The 19,870-nt window shown below is 58.6% G+C and carries 15 protein-coding genes; 9 read left to right on the top strand and 6 right to left on the bottom strand.

What is annotated here, in order from left to right:
- The first annotated feature begins 21 nt into the window (after positions 1–21).
- The 7 genes from ACEW8N_RS18960 to ACEW8N_RS18990 all read left to right on the top strand — a co-directional run bounded on the left by ACEW8N_RS18960 (position 22) and on the right by ACEW8N_RS18990 (position 13,220).
- A complete protein-coding gene (locus ACEW8N_RS18960) occupies positions 22–1,665 on the top strand; it encodes an SUMF1/EgtB/PvdO family nonheme iron enzyme (RefSeq protein WP_373501430.1) in 1,644 nt (547 codons plus the stop codon).
- Positions 1,666–1,685: 20 nt separating this feature from the next.
- Positions 1,686–2,330: a YMGG-like glycine zipper-containing protein gene (locus ACEW8N_RS18965; RefSeq protein ID WP_373501431.1), complete on the top strand. Its 645-nt coding sequence runs from the start codon at positions 1,686–1,688 to the stop codon at positions 2,328–2,330.
- Positions 2,327–2,872 carry a hypothetical protein gene (locus ACEW8N_RS18970; RefSeq protein WP_373501432.1) on the top strand — a complete coding sequence of 182 codons (546 nt, stop codon included), beginning with the start codon at positions 2,327–2,329 and terminating at the stop codon, positions 2,870–2,872. Before ACEW8N_RS18965 ends, ACEW8N_RS18970 begins: the two co-directional genes overlap by 4 nt.
- Positions 2,869–3,960 carry a S41 family peptidase gene (locus ACEW8N_RS18975; protein ID WP_373501433.1) on the top strand — a complete coding sequence of 364 codons (1,092 nt, stop codon included), beginning with the start codon at positions 2,869–2,871 and terminating at the stop codon, positions 3,958–3,960. Before ACEW8N_RS18970 ends, ACEW8N_RS18975 begins: the two co-directional genes overlap by 4 nt.
- A 179-nt stretch (positions 3,961–4,139) precedes the next feature.
- The gene (locus tag ACEW8N_RS18980) at positions 4,140–10,664 is read left to right on the top strand and encodes a PspA/IM30 family protein (protein WP_373501434.1); all 6,525 of its coding nucleotides are present in this window, start codon (positions 4,140–4,142) and stop codon (positions 10,662–10,664) included.
- Positions 10,665–10,784: 120 nt separating this feature from the next.
- Positions 10,785–12,068 (top strand): hypothetical protein, encoded by a 1,284-nt coding sequence (locus ACEW8N_RS18985; RefSeq protein ID WP_373501435.1) that lies wholly within the window; start codon positions 10,785–10,787, stop codon positions 12,066–12,068.
- Between the two features lie 96 nt (positions 12,069–12,164).
- The gene (locus ACEW8N_RS18990) at positions 12,165–13,220 is read left to right on the top strand and encodes a hypothetical protein (RefSeq protein WP_373501436.1); all 1,056 of its coding nucleotides are present in this window, start codon (positions 12,165–12,167) and stop codon (positions 13,218–13,220) included.
- 94 nt (positions 13,221–13,314) lie between these two features.
- Here ACEW8N_RS18990 and ACEW8N_RS18995 read toward each other — a convergent pair whose 3' ends face one another.
- Positions 13,315–14,184, bottom strand: a complete 870-nt coding sequence (locus ACEW8N_RS18995; protein ID WP_373501437.1) for a L,D-transpeptidase family protein — start codon at positions 14,182–14,184, stop codon at positions 13,315–13,317.
- 161 nt (positions 14,185–14,345) lie between these two features.
- On the opposite strand from ACEW8N_RS18995, the gene ACEW8N_RS19000 reads away from it, so the two are divergent.
- Positions 14,346–14,648: a hypothetical protein gene (locus ACEW8N_RS19000; RefSeq protein WP_373501438.1), complete on the top strand. Its 303-nt coding sequence runs from the start codon at positions 14,346–14,348 to the stop codon at positions 14,646–14,648.
- Positions 14,649–14,659: 11 nt separating this feature from the next.
- On the opposite strand, the gene ACEW8N_RS19005 is transcribed toward ACEW8N_RS19000, so the two are convergent.
- Entirely contained in the window at positions 14,660–15,613 is a 954-nt protein-coding gene (locus ACEW8N_RS19005) for a L,D-transpeptidase family protein (protein WP_373501439.1), read from the bottom strand.
- Between the two features lie 450 nt (positions 15,614–16,063).
- On the opposite strand from ACEW8N_RS19005, the gene ACEW8N_RS19010 reads away from it, so the two are divergent.
- On the top strand, positions 16,064–17,287 hold the full coding sequence (locus ACEW8N_RS19010; protein ID WP_373501440.1) for a patatin-like phospholipase family protein: 1,224 nt from the start codon (positions 16,064–16,066) through the stop codon (positions 17,285–17,287).
- An 11-nt stretch (positions 17,288–17,298) separates the two neighbouring features.
- Here the strand turns inward: ACEW8N_RS19010 and ACEW8N_RS19015 are convergent, their stop codons facing one another.
- The 4 genes from ACEW8N_RS19015 to ACEW8N_RS19030 all read right to left on the bottom strand — a co-directional run bounded on the left by ACEW8N_RS19015 (position 17,299) and on the right by ACEW8N_RS19030 (position 19,819).
- Entirely contained in the window at positions 17,299–17,568 is a 270-nt protein-coding gene (locus ACEW8N_RS19015) for a YMGG-like glycine zipper-containing protein (protein ID WP_373501441.1), read from the bottom strand.
- A 97-nt stretch (positions 17,569–17,665) separates the two neighbouring features.
- A complete protein-coding gene (locus ACEW8N_RS19020; protein WP_373501442.1) occupies positions 17,666–18,052 on the bottom strand; it encodes a Rap1a/Tai family immunity protein in 387 nt (128 codons plus the stop codon).
- A gap of 207 nt (positions 18,053–18,259) precedes the next feature.
- Positions 18,260–19,069 (bottom strand): DUF3313 domain-containing protein, encoded by an 810-nt coding sequence (locus ACEW8N_RS19025; RefSeq protein ID WP_373501443.1) that lies wholly within the window; start codon positions 19,067–19,069, stop codon positions 18,260–18,262.
- 201 nt (positions 19,070–19,270) lie between these two features.
- The gene (locus ACEW8N_RS19030) at positions 19,271–19,819 is read right to left on the bottom strand and encodes an outer membrane beta-barrel protein (protein WP_373501444.1); all 549 of its coding nucleotides are present in this window, start codon (positions 19,817–19,819) and stop codon (positions 19,271–19,273) included.
- Positions 19,820–19,870 lie beyond the last annotated feature (51 nt).

The raw sequence follows: 19,870 nt of genomic DNA on the forward strand, positions 1-19,870 counted from the left end.
TCTGCCCGGTGTTTCATGTTGATGAGCCTTTTACTGGCGTCTGCGATGGGGACCCTGTCGGCTTTGGCCGAAGCCCCGCCGCCGACCGTCTGCAACCCCAAGCCGGCCGAGGGGGACCTGATCCTGCCAATGCCCGGGGACGCGGAAATGGTCTTCCGCAGGGTCAGGGTGCCCGGTAGCGGTTTTTGGGGGGATCAGAGCCGTATCATCCAGATCGGCGATGCCGGGGGGGGAATTTTCGAGGGTCTGCAGCGCACCCAGATCAGCGGCTCTTTTCCCGTCGAGAAGGAAGACGCCTGGGAGGTAATGGTGGCCAAATACGAGTTGACCCGCGGGCAGTATGTCGCGGTCATGGGCATGGACGCCCTGATGGCGGCCAGCGGCGATCCCGAAGACCAGAAACTCCCGACTCTCGAAGGGCGCGTGCTGCGGGATGCATTCATGAGGCCGTTGACCTTTGTCAGCCATCAGGAGGTGTTGGAATTCATCCGCCGCTACAACCAGTGGCTCTTCGACCCGGCCCACCCGGAAAGGCTCACAGCCATGCCTCGCGTGGACGGCGCACCCGGATTCCTTCGCTTGCCCGCCGAGGATGAATGGGAGTACTGCGCTCGCGGCGGGACAAGCGCCGTCCAGGCGGGCACTTTCAATGACAGGATTCCATTCAGCGCGGAGGAGATCAACGAATACGCATGGCATTTGGGCAACGCCAAACACCAGATACGTCCGGTGGGGCTCAGAAAGGCCGATGCTCACGGCATCCACGACATCATAGGCAATGCCCAGGAAATGACATCAGGTCTGTTCAGACCCGAAATCTGGCAGGGTAAGCCAGGCGGCGTGGCTGTGCGCGGGGGGAGCGTTTCCACCCCGCCGGGCGATCTTCGCAGTTCGCTGCGCGCTGAACTTGACGTCTACGCATGGAATGCGGATGAAAAAAAAGTCGAAGAGCGAAGGTCTTTCAACAGCGGGGCCCGGCTGGCTATCGGGGCCAACGTGGTGGTCAACACCGCCCAGCGCGCCCGAATCGAAAAGGAGTACGAGGATTACAAGGCCTTGCTTCGCCGCAGCATGCCCGTGGGGCGCACCTTGGACAACCTGGTGGCCCAGGCGTCCGTGCAGTTGGGTTCGGTCGATCCTATTCTCGATCGGTTGATGAAGGAGAATGAAACGCTGCGTGAGCCCCTCAAGGCGGTTCAGGCGACATTGGACAAAGCCCGGGAACAGTTGGACCTGGCCCAGCGGGAAAACGCCCGCAGTCTGGCGCAGGATGCAACTCGCAACGGCGTCAATCTTTCCGCGTATCTCTCCCGCCTGGAGCGTCTCGCCGAGACGCTAAAAACGGCGAAAGATCTGGCCGCGGTCTCCACCCGCTACCAGGAACAGTTGGCGGCCGTGGAAAAATCGGTGCACGAACTGGAGATCGCCCTGAATGAACAACTTCAGGGCTATACGGACAAGATCGGCACGCTCGGGGAATACGAGCAAACCTATATTGAACATGCATTCCAACAGCTTGAGGGCAAGGAGATGACCCGGCGGGAGCGCCTGGTTTTGGAATTGGTCAAACTCCACGCCGCGTCCTTTGCCGAGAAGCGCCGCACGGATGGGGAGACCTGGCTAACGGAGTATCGTCAAAAATTTACCGGTTTTTCCGATTTATGAGCAACAGAAAAGGAGGGCGTATGAAAGTCATGAAATCAATGGTGGCAGTCCTGGTCATCTGTGCCGTGCTGTCGGGGTGCGCCGGTATGTCCGACCAGACCCGCACCCGGACGGAAGGGACGGCCGTTGGCGCGGTGATCGGCGGCTTGGTGGGCCTGGCTATCGGAGATGGGGAGGGGGCGGCCATCGGCGCCCTTGCCGGCGCCGGTATCGGTTATCTGGCCGGCAACGAGATTGCCAAGCGCAAGAAGAATTATGCCAGCACCGAGAAATTTCTGGATGCCGAAATTGCGAATATTCAAGAATACAATACGACAGCCGTAGCCTACAACAAGAAAACATACCAGGAGATCGCCTCCCTCGAAAAGGAGTCCGCATCGTTGCGGGCCAAGTACGACAAGGGGGCGGTGAATAAAAAAACCCTTGCCGCCAAACGCGATGGCCTCCAGAAACGCATCGAAGAGAACACGGAGCTGGAAAAGACCCTGTCCGAGGAACTGGAGGTCCAGACCGCCATTCTCAAGCAGGAGCGCAAGGGACGGCCCGAGGACGACCAGCGCATCGCCCGGATGGAAAAGGAGGTCAATGCTCTCCAGAAGAACCTGGAGACCCTGCGTGAGGGGAGCACGCAACTTGCCAAAATCGACCAGAGGCTGTCCGTATGAAGGCCCAGGCAATCATCGTCCTCGTTGTATCCACGATCCTTTTCGGCGGATGTGCGGGAAAGGATTACGATCCCGGTCAAGGGGGGTTTTTTGGCGGTTTGGCAGGCTTGAGCAGCGGCAGGTACGAGAACCGGGTGCAGGAGCGGGAAACCCGTCTGGCGGAGCTGCGCGCCACCCGGGACCATCTGAATGACGAGAACGCCCGGCTGGATGCCAGAAAGTCGCAGGCCCGGGTCCGGCTCGCAGAAGACCAGACCCGGGTCAAAACCATGCAGGCTGAGATTGCCGATTTAGAAAAGAAGACCAAGGCGCTGGCTGCCAAGCAGGGAGCGGATCAGAAGCGCGTGGCGGAATTGCGGAAAGGCACGGCAGCGCTCAAGAAACAGACGGGAAAGCAGTCCTCCACCCTGGATGCCTTGGAAGGCAGCGGACTGGGCGACGAGGAAGTGGACCTGCGGCGCAAGCAGATGGAGCAGCAGCGCGATGCATTGCGCAAAGAATACGACTTGTTGATGAAGATGCAGATGGAGCTGGCCCAGTGAAGAGGCCCTTGGCCTGGGCCATTGCCGCGACGCTGGTTCTGGCGGCGCAGTGGGTGGTGGCCGCCCCGCTGGAGGAAATCCGCCAGATCCTGCGCCAGCAGGCCCTTGACCCGCCTCCGGAAGCGGCCCTGACGGCGTTGAGGGAAGAACATCTGGCAGAATCGTTGAAGGAAATCGACCCGTATGCCCGGCACTTCAACGCCCATAATTATCGGTCCCCCATGCTTGGGCGCGATGCGTGGATCGGTATCGGGGCGGAGCTCGTCCCCCGCGGCGGCGACGTGCTCCTTTCCGTGTATATGGGCGGTGCGGCGGACAGGGCGGGCGTGGCCGATCGGTCCGTGCTGCTGGAAGTCGATGGGAAGAAAATCCCGGGACTGGACATGATTTCCGTGGCGGACCGGCTTCGGGGCGATGCGGGAACACCGGTCAAATTGACCGTGAGAGGGGCTGACGGCAAACGAGTGACAAAGACCGTCGTGCGTGAAGCTTTCCGGCCCCTGGATGTGGAGCCCGTCCAGCCGGGAGACGATCAGGTGCTGCGAATACGCGAGTTCGTCGGTGGAAAAACGCGGGCCGCTCTGCTCGCCACCATCGATTTTTTGCGAGTCACCGAGGAGGCCGCCCCCCTTTTCATCGACCTGCGCGACGCATCCGGCGGGGACCTCTACGAAGCCCTTGATATTGCAGGCCTCTTTCTGCCGACCGGGACGCTTCTCGGGATCCTGCGGAGCCCGGGCGGGGAGCGGCGTCTATTTCATGCCCCGGGTGGGCAAAAGATTTTAAGATCGGTATTCCTGTTCGTTGGGCCCGAAACAGCCAGTGCGGCCGAAATACTGGCCGGAATACTGCAACAGCACGGACGGGCCAGGCTCATCGGCCGGCGAACGTTCGGAAAGTGCTGTTCCCAGACAGACGCGCGTCTTTCGGACGGTTCAGTCCTGCGTTACACGAACAGCGAAATGCTTTTTCCCGATGGGGGGTCTTGTACCGGCGCGGGGCTTGTTCCTGATAAAACCATCAGCGACAAGGACTTGAATCATCTCTCCAGGATTGTGGAGCGGGCCCTCAGTCCGTCCACGAAATGAAATGAAGGGTCTTCGATTCCCCGCAGGGACGTGACCCTTTCCAGGAAAGCGTTCATATACAATGTCGCTGTCCATTTCTATTTTTTTGCTGCCCCGATATGGGGGGCAGATAACGCCTTGAGGCAACACGGGGGAACTTTTTCAGGGAGAACCTCACGAAGCCCCGTTGTGGAGGATCCATGTTTCGCAGACTCTTCTCATCCATCGTTTTCCTCGTCTCTGTTTCCCTGTCGGTGTTTTCGCATGCCGACGATCTCGGCCGGCACATCCTCGATGCGATCCGGGCCGAAAAAACGCCCACGGATGCATCGCTGCTGCTGATGACCCGTGATTTGAAATGGTATGAGCAGAACATGAAGCATCTCCCTGAACGATACCGGGTGAGGGTCGAGAAGCTGCGTATCGAGATGGCGGGGCGATCGGCCAGGTCCGCAGCCGCGCGCATGGGGGAACCCGAGGCCGTCTTCGGCGCGACAGGCTCATGGAAGCCCGGGCGGGATATGGACATGGTGTACTTCGGCAAACGCATCGAGGAAGCTCGGGGCAAGGTGAACCAAGCCTTCGAAGAGGCCACGTCGGCGATCATCGCCAAGAATATCGCAGGCGATGAAATTCTGGCAGGCGCCCGCAATCTGCAGGTTCCCCGCAAGCTGTCCATCGATACCCTGTCCCTGGTGGTCTCGGACGTTCCGGATTTTGGCTACAAGGATCTCGAAAGGATGTATCTCGGTATCCGGGATGCCTTGGCGCAAGGAGAGAGTCCGGCCTCCGTGCAAAAGAAACTTCATGAGGATCTTTGGACAGCCCTTGGCAAAAATTACGAAGCTCACATCGCGTCCACTTCCCCCGACATGTACCGCGGCGCGGCGGGACAAGAATGGTGGAGCCGCATGTACCTCGAGAATCCCGAGAAAATGCGGATTTTTATGTTCGACCCCGAGCAGGGCGCCTGGATCCTTAAATCCGGGGGGCTTGCGGCTGTACCCCGGGAAATCGCCGAGCGCGTCGGATTCAACGCCTTCAGAGGGAAGGGGAATCTGATTTTTTCAAAAACCGCCTCGGATTTCGCCATGTTCTTCAAGCACGAGAAGGGCGGCCTGTCCGATACGGCCAAATACATGCATCGCATCTATCAGGACCTGGATCCCGCCATCATCGCCAAATCCTTGAACAAGGAGAATCTCAGCCCCTTCCTCGTCGCCAACGCCATCGCCAAGGATCCAGAGAAGCTCAAGCAGCTTTTGCAGGAGACGGGGTTGACCGAGGAGGCCATCCGAAAGAGCCTTTCGGAACTTCTCTATCACTGGACTGAAACACAGATGGTTCTGGATGCCGAGAAATTGGTGAATGAATTGTCGTCGCACCTTCTCTCCTCTCCGCCAGACAATGCGGACGATGTCATCGGCGACCTCGTGGCCAAGGCGCGGCTGAAATTCGATCTCAACGAGATGTCGAGCGGACTCGATATCCTCCGGGATGTGCCCGACGAGGCGCAAAAGCGCTTTATCGCTACGCTTGAGGCCAAATTCGGGGAGTCGGATGCCGGCAAGATCACCATCAGGTACATCAAGAAACAGATGCGCCTGCTGGCCGACGAGGGTGGCGAAATCACCCTGCGTGTTCTGAAGATACTCAAAGATCTGCGACGGATTGATGATGAACAGTACAAAGCGGCCCTGGCCCTGTTCGAGAAGGAGGGAAAGCTTCCGGCGGATGTCGCGGCCAGTGTCAAGAAGGCCAGAAAGGAGATCATGCTCATCTCCAGCGCCGGCATGTTCGACGTGGTGGATGATCCCCAGGCTCTGGACAGCCTCATGGAGGCCTGGAGGCAAAAGACCTCGGGGGCGCTCATCCAATCCCCCAGCACGGATTTGGCGTTATTTCGCAAAGAGTTCAGGGACCTGCCGGAGTCCGATCTTTTGCACCGCGGATGGTCGCCCGATGAGTTGCGCGTTCACAGAAGCGTCCGTCAAAAGCTTCCCGGAGGGGCCAGGCAGCTTGCGCAACTGGAAAGCAGGCTCGGGGCGCAGTTGGCCAAGTCCGGACTCAGCGTCAGGCAGTTTCAGTCGAAACTTCACGAATTCATCTTCAGCAGAGACTGGGCGCAACTGGGGGACGCGGGTTCGGATATAGGGGCACTGGATGCCTTTGTGGGTGTCGCCACCGGCCTGTATATGACCTATGACATCATGTTCAACCGCAGCCTTTCCCCCGAGGAGGAAAATCTTGAACTCGGCAATGCCTGGGTCACGGCCCTTCCCGTGGTGGGCGATTTCGCTCAGGGTCTCATCACCGGAGGACAGGCCTGGTACGAGGGCGACAAGGGCAAAGCACTCGAAGCGGGGCTGTGGATTTCCATCGGCATCATGGGATGCGTTCCGGGCGGGCAATTGCCTGCGGTGATCATTGGCATCTCCTTGGCGGCCAAGCCTCTTGCGGCCGGCGTGTACGACGCGCGTCAGGCCCAGAACCTGATCCAGGCCTGGGTGGAATCAGGCGATTGGGCCATGGACCGGAAGCCGCGAGAACTCAAAGGCCTTCTCGACCGGGAGGGCAGTCTCCACGCCCTGACCTACGACGACCTGCTGACGTCCAAAGGAGACAAACCCTACAAGTCCGCAAAGGCCGACGGGCTCTTGGGAAAAGGGGCGACCATCAACGATTCCATCAGGGGCTACGCCGAAAAGTACGTCATGCCTCAATACAAGGCCATGGCAGATCTGCGGGATGCCCTGAAGTCTCTTTACCCGAATTTCAGCGACAAGGAATGGGAGGACGAGTTTACCGCCAAGTACAAGATTGAAGCTCGGGGGGGGAAAGGCGGGCTCGCCCTTTTCCGGGCCTATGCCCTGGTCAGGACCAGGGCCCTCGACCAGACCGTTATGCAGCTCAAAAGCTGGGCTGAGGACGAGATGCGGGCGGCCAGGGATTATGACGCAGAAGTGGAGCGGATGAAGATGGAACTCCAGGCGCTCCAGGACGAACTCAAGTGCCCGGTTCTGATTCGCCATGCCGAAGCATCCGTCGAAGCCTACTCGCGGATCATTAAAAACGTTTGGGAGCAAGAGAGTTTGCCGCTCTCGAAACTCAGGATCTACGAGCACTACCTCAAGGCGTATCAGAACATGGCGGGCAAACTTCGCCGCGTCGGGGATCTCTTCCGGGAGAGTTCCGTGCCGTATATTCCCTCGAGTTGGCATCTGACGGGTTTTCCCGAATTGGATGCAGATCGTGTCAACACCCTGTTCGCGAACATGGAAAATGGGCGAAAGGGCGCTATCATCCACCTCGAGAAGCTGCTGGATGATTTTGAGCAGCCGGTGACAAAGTTCGATCCCGGCAACGAGTGCCACAAGAAGTGTTTCGATATTCTGGCCCCTTTGCGTTACAAGGTCTCGTTTATTGAGAATCTATCCATCTATTATAAGCAATTGGCAGAAGGGGAGTCCGTCTGGGCCGGCGCCTACGATTCGGCGGTGCAGCGTTACACGCAGCAACGCGACAGCCTGACGGCATTGGGTGGGCCGTCTCTTTTAGGGGAAGCAGAGTCTGCAGCGTTTCAAGATGCACTCATGACCTTCGTCGCAGCGATCCCCTATGCCCTGGCCTCGTCCGAAGCGGATCTCTACCGAGAAACAGGTAAAGATTACGAAATCCGTCTGATCTCTGCGCAAAACGAATTCGAGAGGGCAACAGAGATGGCGGGCTCCGGGGGGAAGGCCCTGGAAAGCTGTCTTTTGGCCGCCTTGAAGATCGAGCTGATCCTGTCCGACGAGACGCCCGAGGAAGGAACGGAGATCACGGCCAAGGTGAAACTTGCGGGCGGCACCCCGCCCAGGGATAATTATTGGTTTTGGAAGGCAACGGGAGGACTTATCCCTTCAAGCAGAAGCGGCGAGGAAATATCCCTCAAGGCGGATTCCAAGGGAATCGTGACCGTTGCATTGTTGGATCATTTGGATCCAAGTCGGGCCAAGGTATTGGTCAACGCTATCGCGACGGTGAGCCCGGTCAAGAAGAGCGATGAAAAGGACAAGGCTGGAGAAAAAAAGGACGGCCAACAGGACGGGGGAGAAACCACCAATGGAAGCACCTCCCCGAATAAAGCGACTCCCGAAAACAAAGAACGGACGGAAAAAAATGAAGAATCTGTTTCTGAATCCGTTCCCGCCCCTGTGGCGCAGCGCGTTGACACGCAATCCGAATGGTTCGGTTCGGGCCTGGCCGGCGGATGGAAGGTCGGACACAACGAGGCGCGGTACTGGTCGGCCAAGATGATGCGCGAGATCTCGGCGAAGTCGGAAAACTGCCGGGCGCAAACCGTGCACGGCACGGTCAGCGCCAAGCTCGAAAGCAGCTTTCTCCCGCGTCCCGAAGAAATCGATGCAAAGCTTCGCGGCCTTGTCAAAAACAGCGGTTGGTACCCTGAAGAGGAGTCCCTGGGGCCGTTTTCCATCGGCAGCTACAAGGGCAAACTGATCACGACCACGCTCAAGTACAAGAACGGTTTCGGCAATCCCATGGCCGGATACAAGGATGGGACTGCGCATGTTCATGGCCATGCCATCGTTCTGCATGAAAGCGACCGGCGGATGATCAGCATCGATTTCAGCGTCTACGGTGGAAGCTGCTGGGATAATTCCGGTAAGGCCAACGCCATGGCCCAGGCCAAGGCGGGCAAGGCCGAGGCCATGGCCATTATCCAGGGGCTGACCCTGCATGAGAAGCAGCAGGAGAGTTCCGTCACCACAGGCACGCCCGTCGTGGAATCCGGTTCGGAAACGGAAAAGAAAGAAAAGAAATACCAGGTCACCCTGACCCGCGTGTCTCCCCAGACCGGTCCGGTCACCGTCGGGACGCCCGTGACATTCAAGGCGGCATTGACCGGCGACAAGCCGGAGGGCGACCTGCGATTCCATTTTGATCCCCACCCGGAAGTCGCCTTCACGCCTTATGATACGGCTATCGGTTCGACCACGGCCGTGTTTTCCAATCCCGGCACCACGGGGGTCTGGGTCAGCGCCGTCGACGCCACCGGCACCATCGCCAAGTCGGACCCACTGGAAATAGAAATCGTCAAGCCTCGGCTGGACCTTGCCTTTGAACCCCGCGCGCCCATGGTGGGGCAGGAGGTCAAGGCCAGGCTCACGGTGCAGCCCGAGGTCAAAGAGATCGACTTCCGCTGGATGCCCGTACCCGGAAACGCCAAACATACCATGACGTCAAAGGACAACCGCGAGATCACCTTTTACCTCAAGGATGACAAGCCGGCCGAAATTCAGGTCAACGCCCGCGTGCCTTTCAGCGGCGAGGACCTGGGAGAGGCCAGGGCGGCCATCGCGGCCAGGAAATACGCGGTGAAGGTTTCGGCCCCAAAGGCCATGGGGCCGCCGCCGCAGGTTTGGAAGGAAGGTGTTGGGCTGGTAACCGTGGAAAAGGCCATTTCCGTAGACCAGATTGTGGAATTTTCAGCCGGCGTGGAACCGGCCGTGCTGAGCGGCCCGGTAAAGTACCAGTGGTCAGCCGCAAACGGTCCTTGCCGGGTGAACAATCCCTCATCCAGCGTTGCTCGGGTCATCGCCAATGCTCCTGGAACCTGCGAATTGGTCGTGACCGTGCGTGATCGCAATGACGTCGAGCTGGGCGAGGGCTCCGGGAGTTTTTCGGCCAGCGTACCCCAGGAAGCCGTCGGACAGGGGCGGCAGAAGGTCCCGGTTGCCGTCGACGCGAAAAAGTTGGTTCAGCGTGCGAAGGACAAGGTTCGTAAAGGCGATTACGATGGTGCCGTCAAGGATGCTCAAGATGCGGCGCGACTGGATCCAAAGGACACGGAAGCGACGGCTTTGGCGGAAAAGCTGCGCGGGGACAAGGGGCGGATTGACGCGCAACTCGCCGGGAAAAAGGCTCTTATGGCAGAGAATCGCTTAGCCGAGGCCCAGAAGGGAGCGTCATCCGCTCCTTCCGGCCAGTCTTCCTTGACGCCGCTGCAGGCGGCGGAGTCCTTGTGGAATGAGGCCAAACAGCTGCAAAAAGAACAAAACTACGAAGCGGCTCTGGAAAAATACAGGGAAGGGCTCAGACTTTCGCCTGATGCGGCAGTAGCGGACCGGGTAAAGAAACTGGAAAAATATGTGGCGTTGATCAAAGGGCAAGCCCGGCAGAAATCAGGGGCGGCCGGCCAAACAACCGGAAGGCAGGACGCTTCCGGTACGCAGCAGAAAACGAGCGAGAATCTATCAGCAGTTCTCCCACAACCCGGAATAAAAGCCGGAGAAGCGTCAACGGTTCCCAAAGGTTGGACGCCCGTGACCATCGGCAATGTCCATTTCGCGGTTCCGTCTTCCTGGCAGCATATCACCAGAGAAGAATCGGATGTGGAGAAACTCGATCTGTATTGGGACGGGAGTTTCGATGCCCCGCTGCATGGCGTGTCCGGCGGAATCTCCATGGATTATGCCCTGGCCAAAAAGGATCTGACCGATGCTCGCTCCATCCGTCTTGGCGGAGTTGACGTCCTGCGGGCCGACGACGGTCCGACCATCAACCTGCTCTTCCCCTCCTTGGGCGGAAATCGCGGCGTGGCCTTGCTCCTGTTCCGCGGCGAAAAGGGCAGCCAGGCCACCATAGACGCCGTGCTCCAGACCTTTTCCGTTGGCCCGGGCGACAAAGATTCAGAGGCTTCGGACGTTCCCGACGCCTCATAGACACAGGGCCGGACATGGCAGAGCGTCACTGTCGCGGAGGAGTGAGCCCACGGGCGATGTTGGGTGGACATGCGGGGCCCGGGAGGCCCCAACAACGGCACGGGGGAAATGATGCGCCTGATGTTGCGACAGATTCTTGCCACTTTCGTCATCCTGGCCGCGGCCGCGGCCTGGTGGTTCCCAGCGCCGCTCTTGCTGCGGACGGAACTGATCCATTGGGAAAAGCTGTATGAGGCACGTTATGCGCCGTCCGGTTTCCGGGGGGCACGCAAGCCCTTCTTTCAGTCCGTGAGCAAGCCCCAGCCGCTGACGCAGTTCATCGCTTCACGAACCGCCGGCCAGGTCGTGACAGGGACAGACCCGGCCTGGGGTGGAATTTTCAGCAGGCTTGAGGCGAATCTTGCCCAAAAGGGCGCAGCCGTGTCCTTTGTCGATCCGAAGGTTTATCCTTTTTCGGTCCTGCCCGGGACAAGCCGCTATCTGGAGTGGCGGGACGCGGAAGGCATACGATACCTGGAATACCAGGTCATCCCGGCCAAGGATTTCGAGTCGCATCACATTCCCCCGGAAATCGAATTTCCCTATCGGCAGCACTGGGCCTTGCTGTTGGCCGGAGGAGCCGGGGCCATGCTTTTTGGTTTTGTCCGCGGCGGAACGGCCGGCCTGGTGGCAGGCAGTTCTGCCGGGAAAGGCATGCGCTGGTCGGCTGTACTTGCTCTCCTTTTCGCCGGAGCAATTCTTTGGCCCTTCCTCTATCAGAATGTCGGTTCCGGGTTCAGTTATGCCTCGATCCTGATGGGCGGCCTTTTTCTCATTGGCGCCCTGCTCGGGGTGTGGCTTTTCGGTCTCCAGGCAGCCTTGCTGCGCCGCATGATCGGCGGCGGATGCCTGGCGCATTTCACCTACGCCCCGGAAGAATGGACACGTTTCGTGGAGTGGAATTTCGGGGAGGAAGCCTCGGAGAAGATGGCGCTGTGGTGGCTCATCTTCGCCATCAGCCTGGTCATCGGGTTGGGGTTCATGGCCGTCATGCGTGACGGGGCTTCGGTTTGGGTCTTCGGCGTACTGATGGGGCTCATGGCGTTTTTGTGGATTCTGGCCGTGCTCATGCCCCGGCTGGCCTGCCGTCGCCACCTCCGCCGGACCGGAGAGGTCTATATCGCGAAGGATGGGATATATTTGAACGGCTCCGTGCACAGTTGGGGCACCTTGGGGGCCAGGCTCGATTCGGTCGAATTCAACACCAAACCGTTGCCTCATCTGCACGTGGTCTACTCCTATTGGATGGTGGCCGGGCGATCGCTCCATGTTACCCGTAACTGCGTCAACGTCCGGGTTCCCGTGCCCGCCGGACAGGAATCCGCCGGGCGCGATGTCGCCAAACAGTTGCAGGAACCTGCCTGATTGTTTGGTTTTCTGAGGATCCTAACAATGGCCGAACAAGCCAAGGGCCTGGAACGGGGACATGCTCGTCCCGGAAGAGGCAGATATTGAGGAGGAATGATGAAATCGTGGTTTTTCTGTGTACTCGTCGCGATGGTCATGACCCAGCCGCTGCATGCGTCCGAACCCGCCTGCGATTCCCTGCCCCCCGAGTTGGTCAGGCTTCACAGCGAAGGGCGGCTCACGGTCCGAGCGTTGTGGGCCTGGCGGATGGTACCCGGGTCCACGGCTGCCATGGCCGTGCAGCTTCGAGATCTTGGGCACGATCTTTTGGATGCGGACAAAAACCGCATTGCGCAGTGGCTGGGCGAAGCCGGCGAAGGGAAACTCGACCTGACCCGGGAGCAGCGTGAGTTTCTGCTTGACTTGCGCGATCGCATGGCGCCTTCGGCCGACGAGGAGACGATGCCGGACGAAAAAGGGGAGGATTTTGAGCCCTCGTCCGCTGTGCAGGATGCTCCGGCTTCCGCGGCCGAAAAAGCCGATTCCGTCTCATCCCCCCCCCATGGGACACCGGCCGTGATGACCAAGGACGTTCCGGCGGCAGGCGGAGCACCCCTTCCCGATTCTGGAGTGAAGCCTCCAGGCCCGGCCTGGGTCCTCCTTCGATCCTGGTCCGAGACGTCGCGCGACGCCTACATCGAAAGCCTGGGGTATGAGCCCGAACCGCATTTTCTGGAGGAGACATTCCTGACCAAAATCGAGGAGACGTCGGCATCCACTGCCTGGCCGTCCCGCGTGAAAGGCGAGGTAAGACATTTTTGGGATGAACCGCCCAAGTGGATGCTTTCCGATCAGCCCTTCACCCTGGTCACCCGGACGGAGCCCGAATCCAGCGACAAGGGGGATAATGGGACCCACTTCCAGTGGATATATGGTGACAGCCGGTTGCGGAACTTCGATTACTGGAAGTCATCGACTGGAGATTATGACTGGATCCCTCAAATCACCACCGGCATGTACCGCAAGTTTCAGGACGCGCCGGTCGAGTTGACCCCGCGGCAGGGAAAGCCCGGCGAATATTTGGTGGTCCGGGTCCTGCTCGGCGCGATCAACGGGCAAATCTCCGGGGCATGCAACTACGAGTACCAATGGGTGGACCAAGCCCAATAAATTTCGTCTTCATAATGCTTTTGGTTTGAAGGAGGAAGGCTCATGCGCATGTTTCCCATTGTCCTGATCAGTCAACAACACGCCCAGCGGATGTTCACGGGAAGCCGGGGATCTGTCGCCCGGGGCCCGCTGCCGATATGTCCCCCCTGGAAAGGGCGGCAATCACCGCCTCTCTCACCATTCTATAGATTGCATCGGGCCGGGCTTTATCCGCAACAGGGCCGCGGATACTGTCCAGGGCAGACAGAAACCCGTCGGCATTCCGATCGACAAGGACCAGGAGCGGCTTCTCCCGGGCATCGGCGTTATCCACCAACACCTGAAGGGAGCGACCATAGCCTTTTCCCTCCCGGATGGTGAAGCTCGTCCGGCCCAGGGAGGTCGGGAGCTCGGCCTGATAGGTGCAGACTCCGCCCGGGCAGATGGGCACTCCTCTCCCGTCAATCTTTCGGACGCGGGTAAACGGCCGGATGATGCCGTAGAGGTTCCTGCGGCTGTTATAGATGACCACCGGGTCACCTGGCCTGGATACATCGAAGAGCGTTTCGATGTCCGGGTTATTCAGTGCGATGCACCCCTCGGTCCAGTCTCTCTCCCTGGCCTTGTCGAAATATCGGAAAACCCCTCCCCCATGGATGGCGATACCGCCTCCCAAACCGGTATTGTGGGGCGCCGGTCTCGATTTCCGGACAGCCTCGTATATCCGTTTGTATTCCCCCGGGGATATCACCCCCGCAGCCAGGCCTTTTCCTGCATTGGCAAGCGTCGGGTAGGACAGGCCCAACGCCCGGTGAAAGCGGCTTTTGTTTTTTTTATAGGCAATATGATAGAGCCCCTCGGGGGTTGCGCAATCCAATGCCTTGGATTTGTCGGAACTCGGGTCGACTCCGAAGGAGGCCGGAAATTGGACACTCGGCTTCCCGTCCGTGACCAGGACCAAATGCTGTTTGGCCTTGTCAATCACGAGGATTTTCCTGGTCAGGGGCGGCGGTTCTGCCGCCAGGGCAGTTACAGTGGAAAGAGCCAGGATCAACAATATTAGGAATTGACTTTTTAAAACGGGATAAGTTAACATAAATTCAGATGAATCTCACCTTTTACACTTACAAGAAAGAAGGATGAAAGATGTTCACGTCAAAAATGAAACGCAGGCTGTCCACGATGATCCTTGTTGCGCTTCTGTGCCTTGCAGGGTTTGGGGGCTGCGCAACCCTCAGCCAAGAAGACAGGGCTCTTTTAGAGAGCACAAGGCAATCTGCCGAGGAGGCCAAGGCCGCAGCCGCCAAGGCAGAGGAGATGGTTTCACGCCTTGAAACCACTGCCGGAAATGCGGAGCAGGCGGCAACCAGCGCCCAGATGGCCGCCGAGCGCGCAGAAGCCGCGGCCCTGAAGGCGGAGCGCATCTTCGACAAATCCCTGAGGAAGTAGCCCTCCCCTGTTCAGGGGCTTTTCAGGCGCGCGACCGCCGTGGGCACCCCGGTTTTTTCCTTCAAGGCCCAGAAAAGGGCCTTGAAATCGACCTCCAGCGGACCCACGGCGGATTCAAAATCCGCGAGCTGCTCCCGCACCTTCGAAAGCGGATTGTCGATCCGATTGTCAAAGTCGTCAAAGATCTGTACCCAACACCTCCCGTCTCCCCATCCAAATTTGATCGGTTCATAAATGACCTCGACCGTCGTCTGCACGGGCACCACGGGATAAAGCGCCGCCACGTCCTCCGGGTACATGCGGATGCAGCCGTGGCTCACCCTTCTGCCAACACCCCAGGGTTTGTTGGTGCCATGGATGGCGTATAGCAATCGGGAAAGGCGGAATACGTAGTCGCCCAGCGGGTTGTCCGGCCCCGGCGGCACCTCGGCCGGGAGGTCGGGCTCCGCCTTCCGGATGGATTCCGGCACCACCCAGGCGGGGTTGGGGGTCTTGCTTTTGATCTGGTAGGTGCCCAATTCGGTGAGAAAGCCCTCCGCGCCGACGCCGATGGGGGCGGTGAAGAAATAGTCGTGGCCCCCGTTCGAGAAGAAATAGTACAGCCGCATCTCCGCCAGATTTACGACGATGCCGGAAGGGATACGCTTTTGAGGGAGAACGAAGGCCATTGGGGCAAGCACCACGCTCCCCTTGGGCGGCACCCAGGGGTCGATGCCCGGGTTGGCCGCAGTGATCTGATTGTATCCAAGGCCCAGGTCCCGGGCGATATCGAGAAGCGTATCTTTTTCGTTCACCTTCACCCAGCGCGCGGTACCGTATAAGCCCGTGTCAGGCGACACCATGAAGCATTTCAACCCCCATGAAGAGAGGGGATAGAGCCATATCAGCAGAAAGGCCGCCGCCGTTGTCAGGTTTAAGCGCATGGATTGAAATGCCTCCATTTCCCTGAAGGTTATTGAGCGCATCACGGATTCCTCAGACCAAAACGGGCTGATGTTCACTTCATACAGGGTCGTCCAAGTTTCCAGTCTCTCAGATCGTGGCGGTGGGTGTCAAGCTCGTTGCGGCCGGAGCGATCCATCTCATCACTGTTCAATGGACTGGTTAAAAAGGGATCGTTGTGCTACAGTCTTCCTGCATATTTTGGCTCTCCCTTCGATCAGGGCTATTTGATAATATATTGATTTTAAAGTCAATACAGTATCATCCCCCACAAAGAACCGGAAGCCGACAGGCGCTTACCTTCATATTTTCAAAGGTTTTTTTCAGTTTCTACAGAAGCTGGTTCGACAGGACGTGGACGCGGGGTGAGATCGAACTCGTGATATGACCAAATCCATCAAAAGACACCGGTTATTGAAGCGTCGTCCGGCAAGCCGCGCCCAGTCGACATCCCATCAAAAAGGAAATGATTGATGATGAAATCCACTTATCTCATGGCGGCCTTGTTGTTGCTGGTGCAGGGCTGCGCGATGGCGCCCCCGCGCCTGCCGGCGGTTCCGTCCCCGTTGACATCAAAAGCGGAAATCCCGGGAATGCCCGGGGTACGGTATGTCGCAGGCGGCGACATGACCGCGCTCACCCGGGTTGCGATGGCGGCGCTGCGGCGGGAGCAGGATGATCTCCTGAAACAAGGGCACAAAGGGCCGATACCTCCGGCGGTTTTTCTGGCGATTTCGGGTGGGGGTGACAATGGCGCCTTCACCGCGGGGGTGCTGAATGCCTGGACAGCGACCGGAACGCGCCCTGAGTTCAAACTCGTTACCGGCATCAGCACGGGCGCGCTGATTGCACCTTTCGCCTTCCTCGGGCCGGATTACGACGCGACGCTGAAAAAGGTCTATACCACGATCTCCCCGAAAGACGTCATCGCGCCGCGCATTTTCATCTCCGGCGTCTTGAGCGACGCAATGGCGGACAATGCACCACTGATGAACCTGACGCGAAAAACCGTGAACGAGGAATTGCTTCAGAAGGTCGCTGCGGAGTATGCGAAGGGCCGCTTTCTCTTGATTGCCACTGCCGACCTCGATGCACGCCGCCCGATCATCTGGGACATGGGGAAAATCGCGACCTACGGCGGCCCTAAGGCTCTGGATCTTTTTGTTAAAATCATGATTGCATCCGCCTCGATTCCAGGCGGTTTTCCACCGACCATGTTTGATGTGGAAGTCGACGGCAAGCCTTATCAGGAAATGCACGTGGACGGAGGCATCATGGCGCAGGTATTCGCATATCCGGCAGGAATCCGCATTAAAGACGGAGCGGCGGCCATCGGCGTGAATCGCGAGCGCAAGCTTTACGTGATCCGCAACGCTCGGCTCGACCCGGACTGGGCCGAGGTCGAACGCAGAACGCTCAGCATCGCCGGGCGTGCGGTCGTTTCGTTGATCCACAGTCAGGGCATTGGCGACCTCTACCGGATCTATGCCGTCGCCGAGCGCGACGAAGTGGATTTCAACCTCGGGTTCATACCGGCAAGTTTCAAAGCGCCCCATAAGGAGGAATTCGACACCGAGTACATGCGCGCGCTTTACAACACCGGTTATGACATGATGTTGAAGGGTTTCCCGTGGCTCAAGGTACCGCCGGGATTCGCTCAGGCGGACGCTGCGTCAGCGGTTAAAACGGCGCCGTAGCGGGCTCGTTGCTATTTCTGCTTGCCCTGTTCGTAACCCTGCCGATAGGCATCTTCCTTGGCTTTTTGATTCCTGTCATAGAGGTATCCGCCGCCGGCGCCCGCGGCGGCCCCTATTGCTGCGCCCCAGCCCGCATTGCCCGACATCGCTCCGATCGCGGTCCCTGCCACGGTGCCCACTGCCGCCCCGCTCAGGGTTCGCTGCTGCGTATCTGTCATGCCGGCGCACCCCGCAAACGCCAGGCTGATCACCAGGACAAGGACAGTTGCTAGTTTTTTCATGGGTCTCTCCTTTCACAATCCGATCACATTCAAAATCATTCTATTCCATCAAATCCTTCTGCGCCCGAAACCACGTCTTCATCCGACGCGATTCCTCCTATTTGGCGCAGGGCCAAATTTCCGTCAAAAACCGGAATTCGGTCTCAACCGGCAATTCGTTCCAGTACTGCGGGTGGGCTTTGGCCCATTCCACGAACTTCTGAATGGTTTCATCCCGAGAGGGCCGTTTTTCGGGCGGGCAGACAATCGGCGATGCGTTGGGGCCCGCCGTGCTTGCCTCATAATAATGGTATGCCCCCACCAGATACCCGTGGCAGAAGTGAATGGCTTTGGGATAGAGCGGGTCATCGAGGGGGGCGGTGCAAAGGTCGATGAGATCCCTGGTGGTCTTGACCTCGAAATCTTCGATACTCAGGTCGCCCGCCAGGACCGGGTTGATCATCAATCCTGCCAGAATCAAAGCGCCGGCAATCCATTTCATCATACAAACCTCCTTCTTTTGTGGTTTCAATAGGACGGTTTCGCAAAAGGACCGATATCTGCGTTACCCGTATCCTTCGTCACTGCGGCTTACTGTAAAGTACGCATCATACCTCGGGATTCGCAAGCCGTATCCCGGCCTTTTTTGCGAAACCGTCCGGAAATCGACTTTTTTGCGGACGCATCCAATAGGATTCTCCAGGAAACCCGGCTACTGCGCCGGCGCCGTGCCGCGCAGCTCGGCCAGGCGCCTAGCTGTCAGCACGGACCACTTGTCGAAGGCATTTTTGGCGTACGCCCAGCTCTGGAAGGAGTTCACATACCCGTTCGCCCAGGTCTGGGCCGCGCCTGCAGTCCCTGAATTCAGGTCAGCCGCATACTTTCGGCCGATCTGGGTGTCGCGGCACTCGGCGACAACGGTCCCGGAAACGCCGTCGATGAACTGCATCTCCATGCCGGCCTCGCCGAGATAGGGCGTGGACCCGGCAGGCCGGCCCGTAGCCACGCCGGAACCCGCTTCGGCAACGAACCCGTAAGGCACCAGCGTTCCTGTCAGGCTTCTGGACACCTCGGTGGGAACGAGATTGGTCAGCGCGATGCGAATGCCGAGCACTCCCGGCCCAGCTTTCTCGACCACCGGCATCTGGGGTTCGAGCGCCTTTACCATGGCGTTGTGGAAATAGTCCGTCAGCGTCTTGAGGTCGGTCGGATCGATACCCTTCTGCTGGTCCGGTTTCAGCGTGACGGTCATTCGCGAGATCAACACCTTGTCGAACTTTTTCGCGTCGAGGTTTGCCTGCCGCCAGCACTGGATGCCCTCTGTCCAGGTTACCGGGGCCAGGCGCGCATAGTCCGACAGGAACCCGCTTTGGGTCAGGCGGCTCGGATCCGTGACGGTAACGCCGGTGCCGCTGCCGAAGGTGTTGGCGCCCGAGGATGCGCAGCCGCCTGCGAGAATCGCCGCGGCCAGGGCAAGGCAGCAAATCCAAGTCGTCGCATGGGTATTGTTGTTGTCGGTCATGATTTTGTCTCCTTTGTAAAATTCTTCACAGGTTGGGCGGCATTACTCAAAGCCCGGGGTCCGGATGAGCGAGTCGATGACCCGATATACAACCGGTACCCCTTTTTATGCTCGGCGGCAACAGCCTCCATGACCTGGTTGTTGATGTATCCGGCGAGCATTTTCCTCATTCCGTGATTGTTCCGCCTCGACAGAAAACATTCAAAACCGATATCCGATATTGCCGGTCACCGTGTAGCCGTTCAGATCCACGTCAACGTCATTGTAATCCGGATTTACCCAGATATATCGGGCCTCAATCCCCAGGATCAACTGCTGCAGACGCACTTCGGCGCCCGCACCGGCGTGGGCGCCGAAGTTGGTTTCGTTTTCGGATTCAAGTCCCCTGGGCTCCATGTCCGTAAAATAGAGGCCGATCCCGCCTAAAAGATACGGGCAGAATATATCAATGGGAAACTGAAGTCTGCCGGTCAGCAGGATCGGTATGGATGTCACATCGATCAAATCGTTTTCCGTCGTCATGTATCCGGTGCCGATCTCCACTCCGAACATTCCCAGGTCCGTTCCCAGCGCCAGCTCCCAGTAAGCCTTGCCGTCCAGGTCTTCATTCTGAAAATCTTGTGAAGGACCGAAATATCCGCCTTTGAAAACCATGTATCCCACATATTCATCCGCCGCATCGGACATCGGCATGTAAGACAGAAAAATCATCACCGCTCCAACGATGGTAAATACCGCTTTCTTCATCATCCATTTCCTTTCATCCAGGTTTTCCCAAGCTTCTGATAATGTCGTTCTTGA

The sequence above is a fragment of the Desulfococcus sp. genome (assembly GCF_041737845.1).
Taxonomy (GTDB): domain Bacteria; phylum Desulfobacterota; class Desulfobacteria; order Desulfobacterales; family Desulfococcaceae; genus Desulfococcus.

What these genes read in the sequence shown, in the direction of transcription:
- ACEW8N_RS19015 (WP_373501441.1), bottom strand. Translation starts at nt 17,568, where the DNA reads ATGAAAAAACTAGCAACTGTCCTTGTCCTGGTGATCAGCCTGGCGTTT.
- ACEW8N_RS19010 (WP_373501440.1), top strand. Translation starts at nt 16,064, where the DNA reads ATGATGAAATCCACTTATCTCATGGCGGCCTTGTTGTTGCTGGTGCAG.
- ACEW8N_RS19005 (WP_373501439.1), bottom strand. Translation starts at nt 15,613, where the DNA reads ATGCGCTCAATAACCTTCAGGGAAATGGAGGCATTTCAATCCATGCGC.
- ACEW8N_RS18985 (WP_373501435.1), top strand. Translation starts at nt 10,785, where the DNA reads ATGTTGCGACAGATTCTTGCCACTTTCGTCATCCTGGCCGCGGCCGCG.
- ACEW8N_RS18970 (WP_373501432.1), top strand. Translation starts at nt 2,327, where the DNA reads ATGAAGGCCCAGGCAATCATCGTCCTCGTTGTATCCACGATCCTTTTC.
- ACEW8N_RS19000 (WP_373501438.1), top strand. Translation starts at nt 14,346, where the DNA reads ATGTTCACGTCAAAAATGAAACGCAGGCTGTCCACGATGATCCTTGTT.
- ACEW8N_RS18965 (WP_373501431.1), top strand. Translation starts at nt 1,686, where the DNA reads ATGAAAGTCATGAAATCAATGGTGGCAGTCCTGGTCATCTGTGCCGTG.
- ACEW8N_RS18960 (WP_373501430.1), top strand. Translation starts at nt 22, where the DNA reads ATGAGCCTTTTACTGGCGTCTGCGATGGGGACCCTGTCGGCTTTGGCC.
- ACEW8N_RS19020 (WP_373501442.1), bottom strand. Translation starts at nt 18,052, where the DNA reads ATGATGAAATGGATTGCCGGCGCTTTGATTCTGGCAGGATTGATGATC.
- ACEW8N_RS18990 (WP_373501436.1), top strand. Translation starts at nt 12,165, where the DNA reads ATGATGAAATCGTGGTTTTTCTGTGTACTCGTCGCGATGGTCATGACC.
- ACEW8N_RS19030 (WP_373501444.1), bottom strand. Translation starts at nt 19,819, where the DNA reads ATGATGAAGAAAGCGGTATTTACCATCGTTGGAGCGGTGATGATTTTT.
- ACEW8N_RS19025 (WP_373501443.1), bottom strand. Translation starts at nt 19,069, where the DNA reads ATGACCGACAACAACAATACCCATGCGACGACTTGGATTTGCTGCCTT.
- ACEW8N_RS18980 (WP_373501434.1), top strand. Translation starts at nt 4,140, where the DNA reads ATGTTTCGCAGACTCTTCTCATCCATCGTTTTCCTCGTCTCTGTTTCC.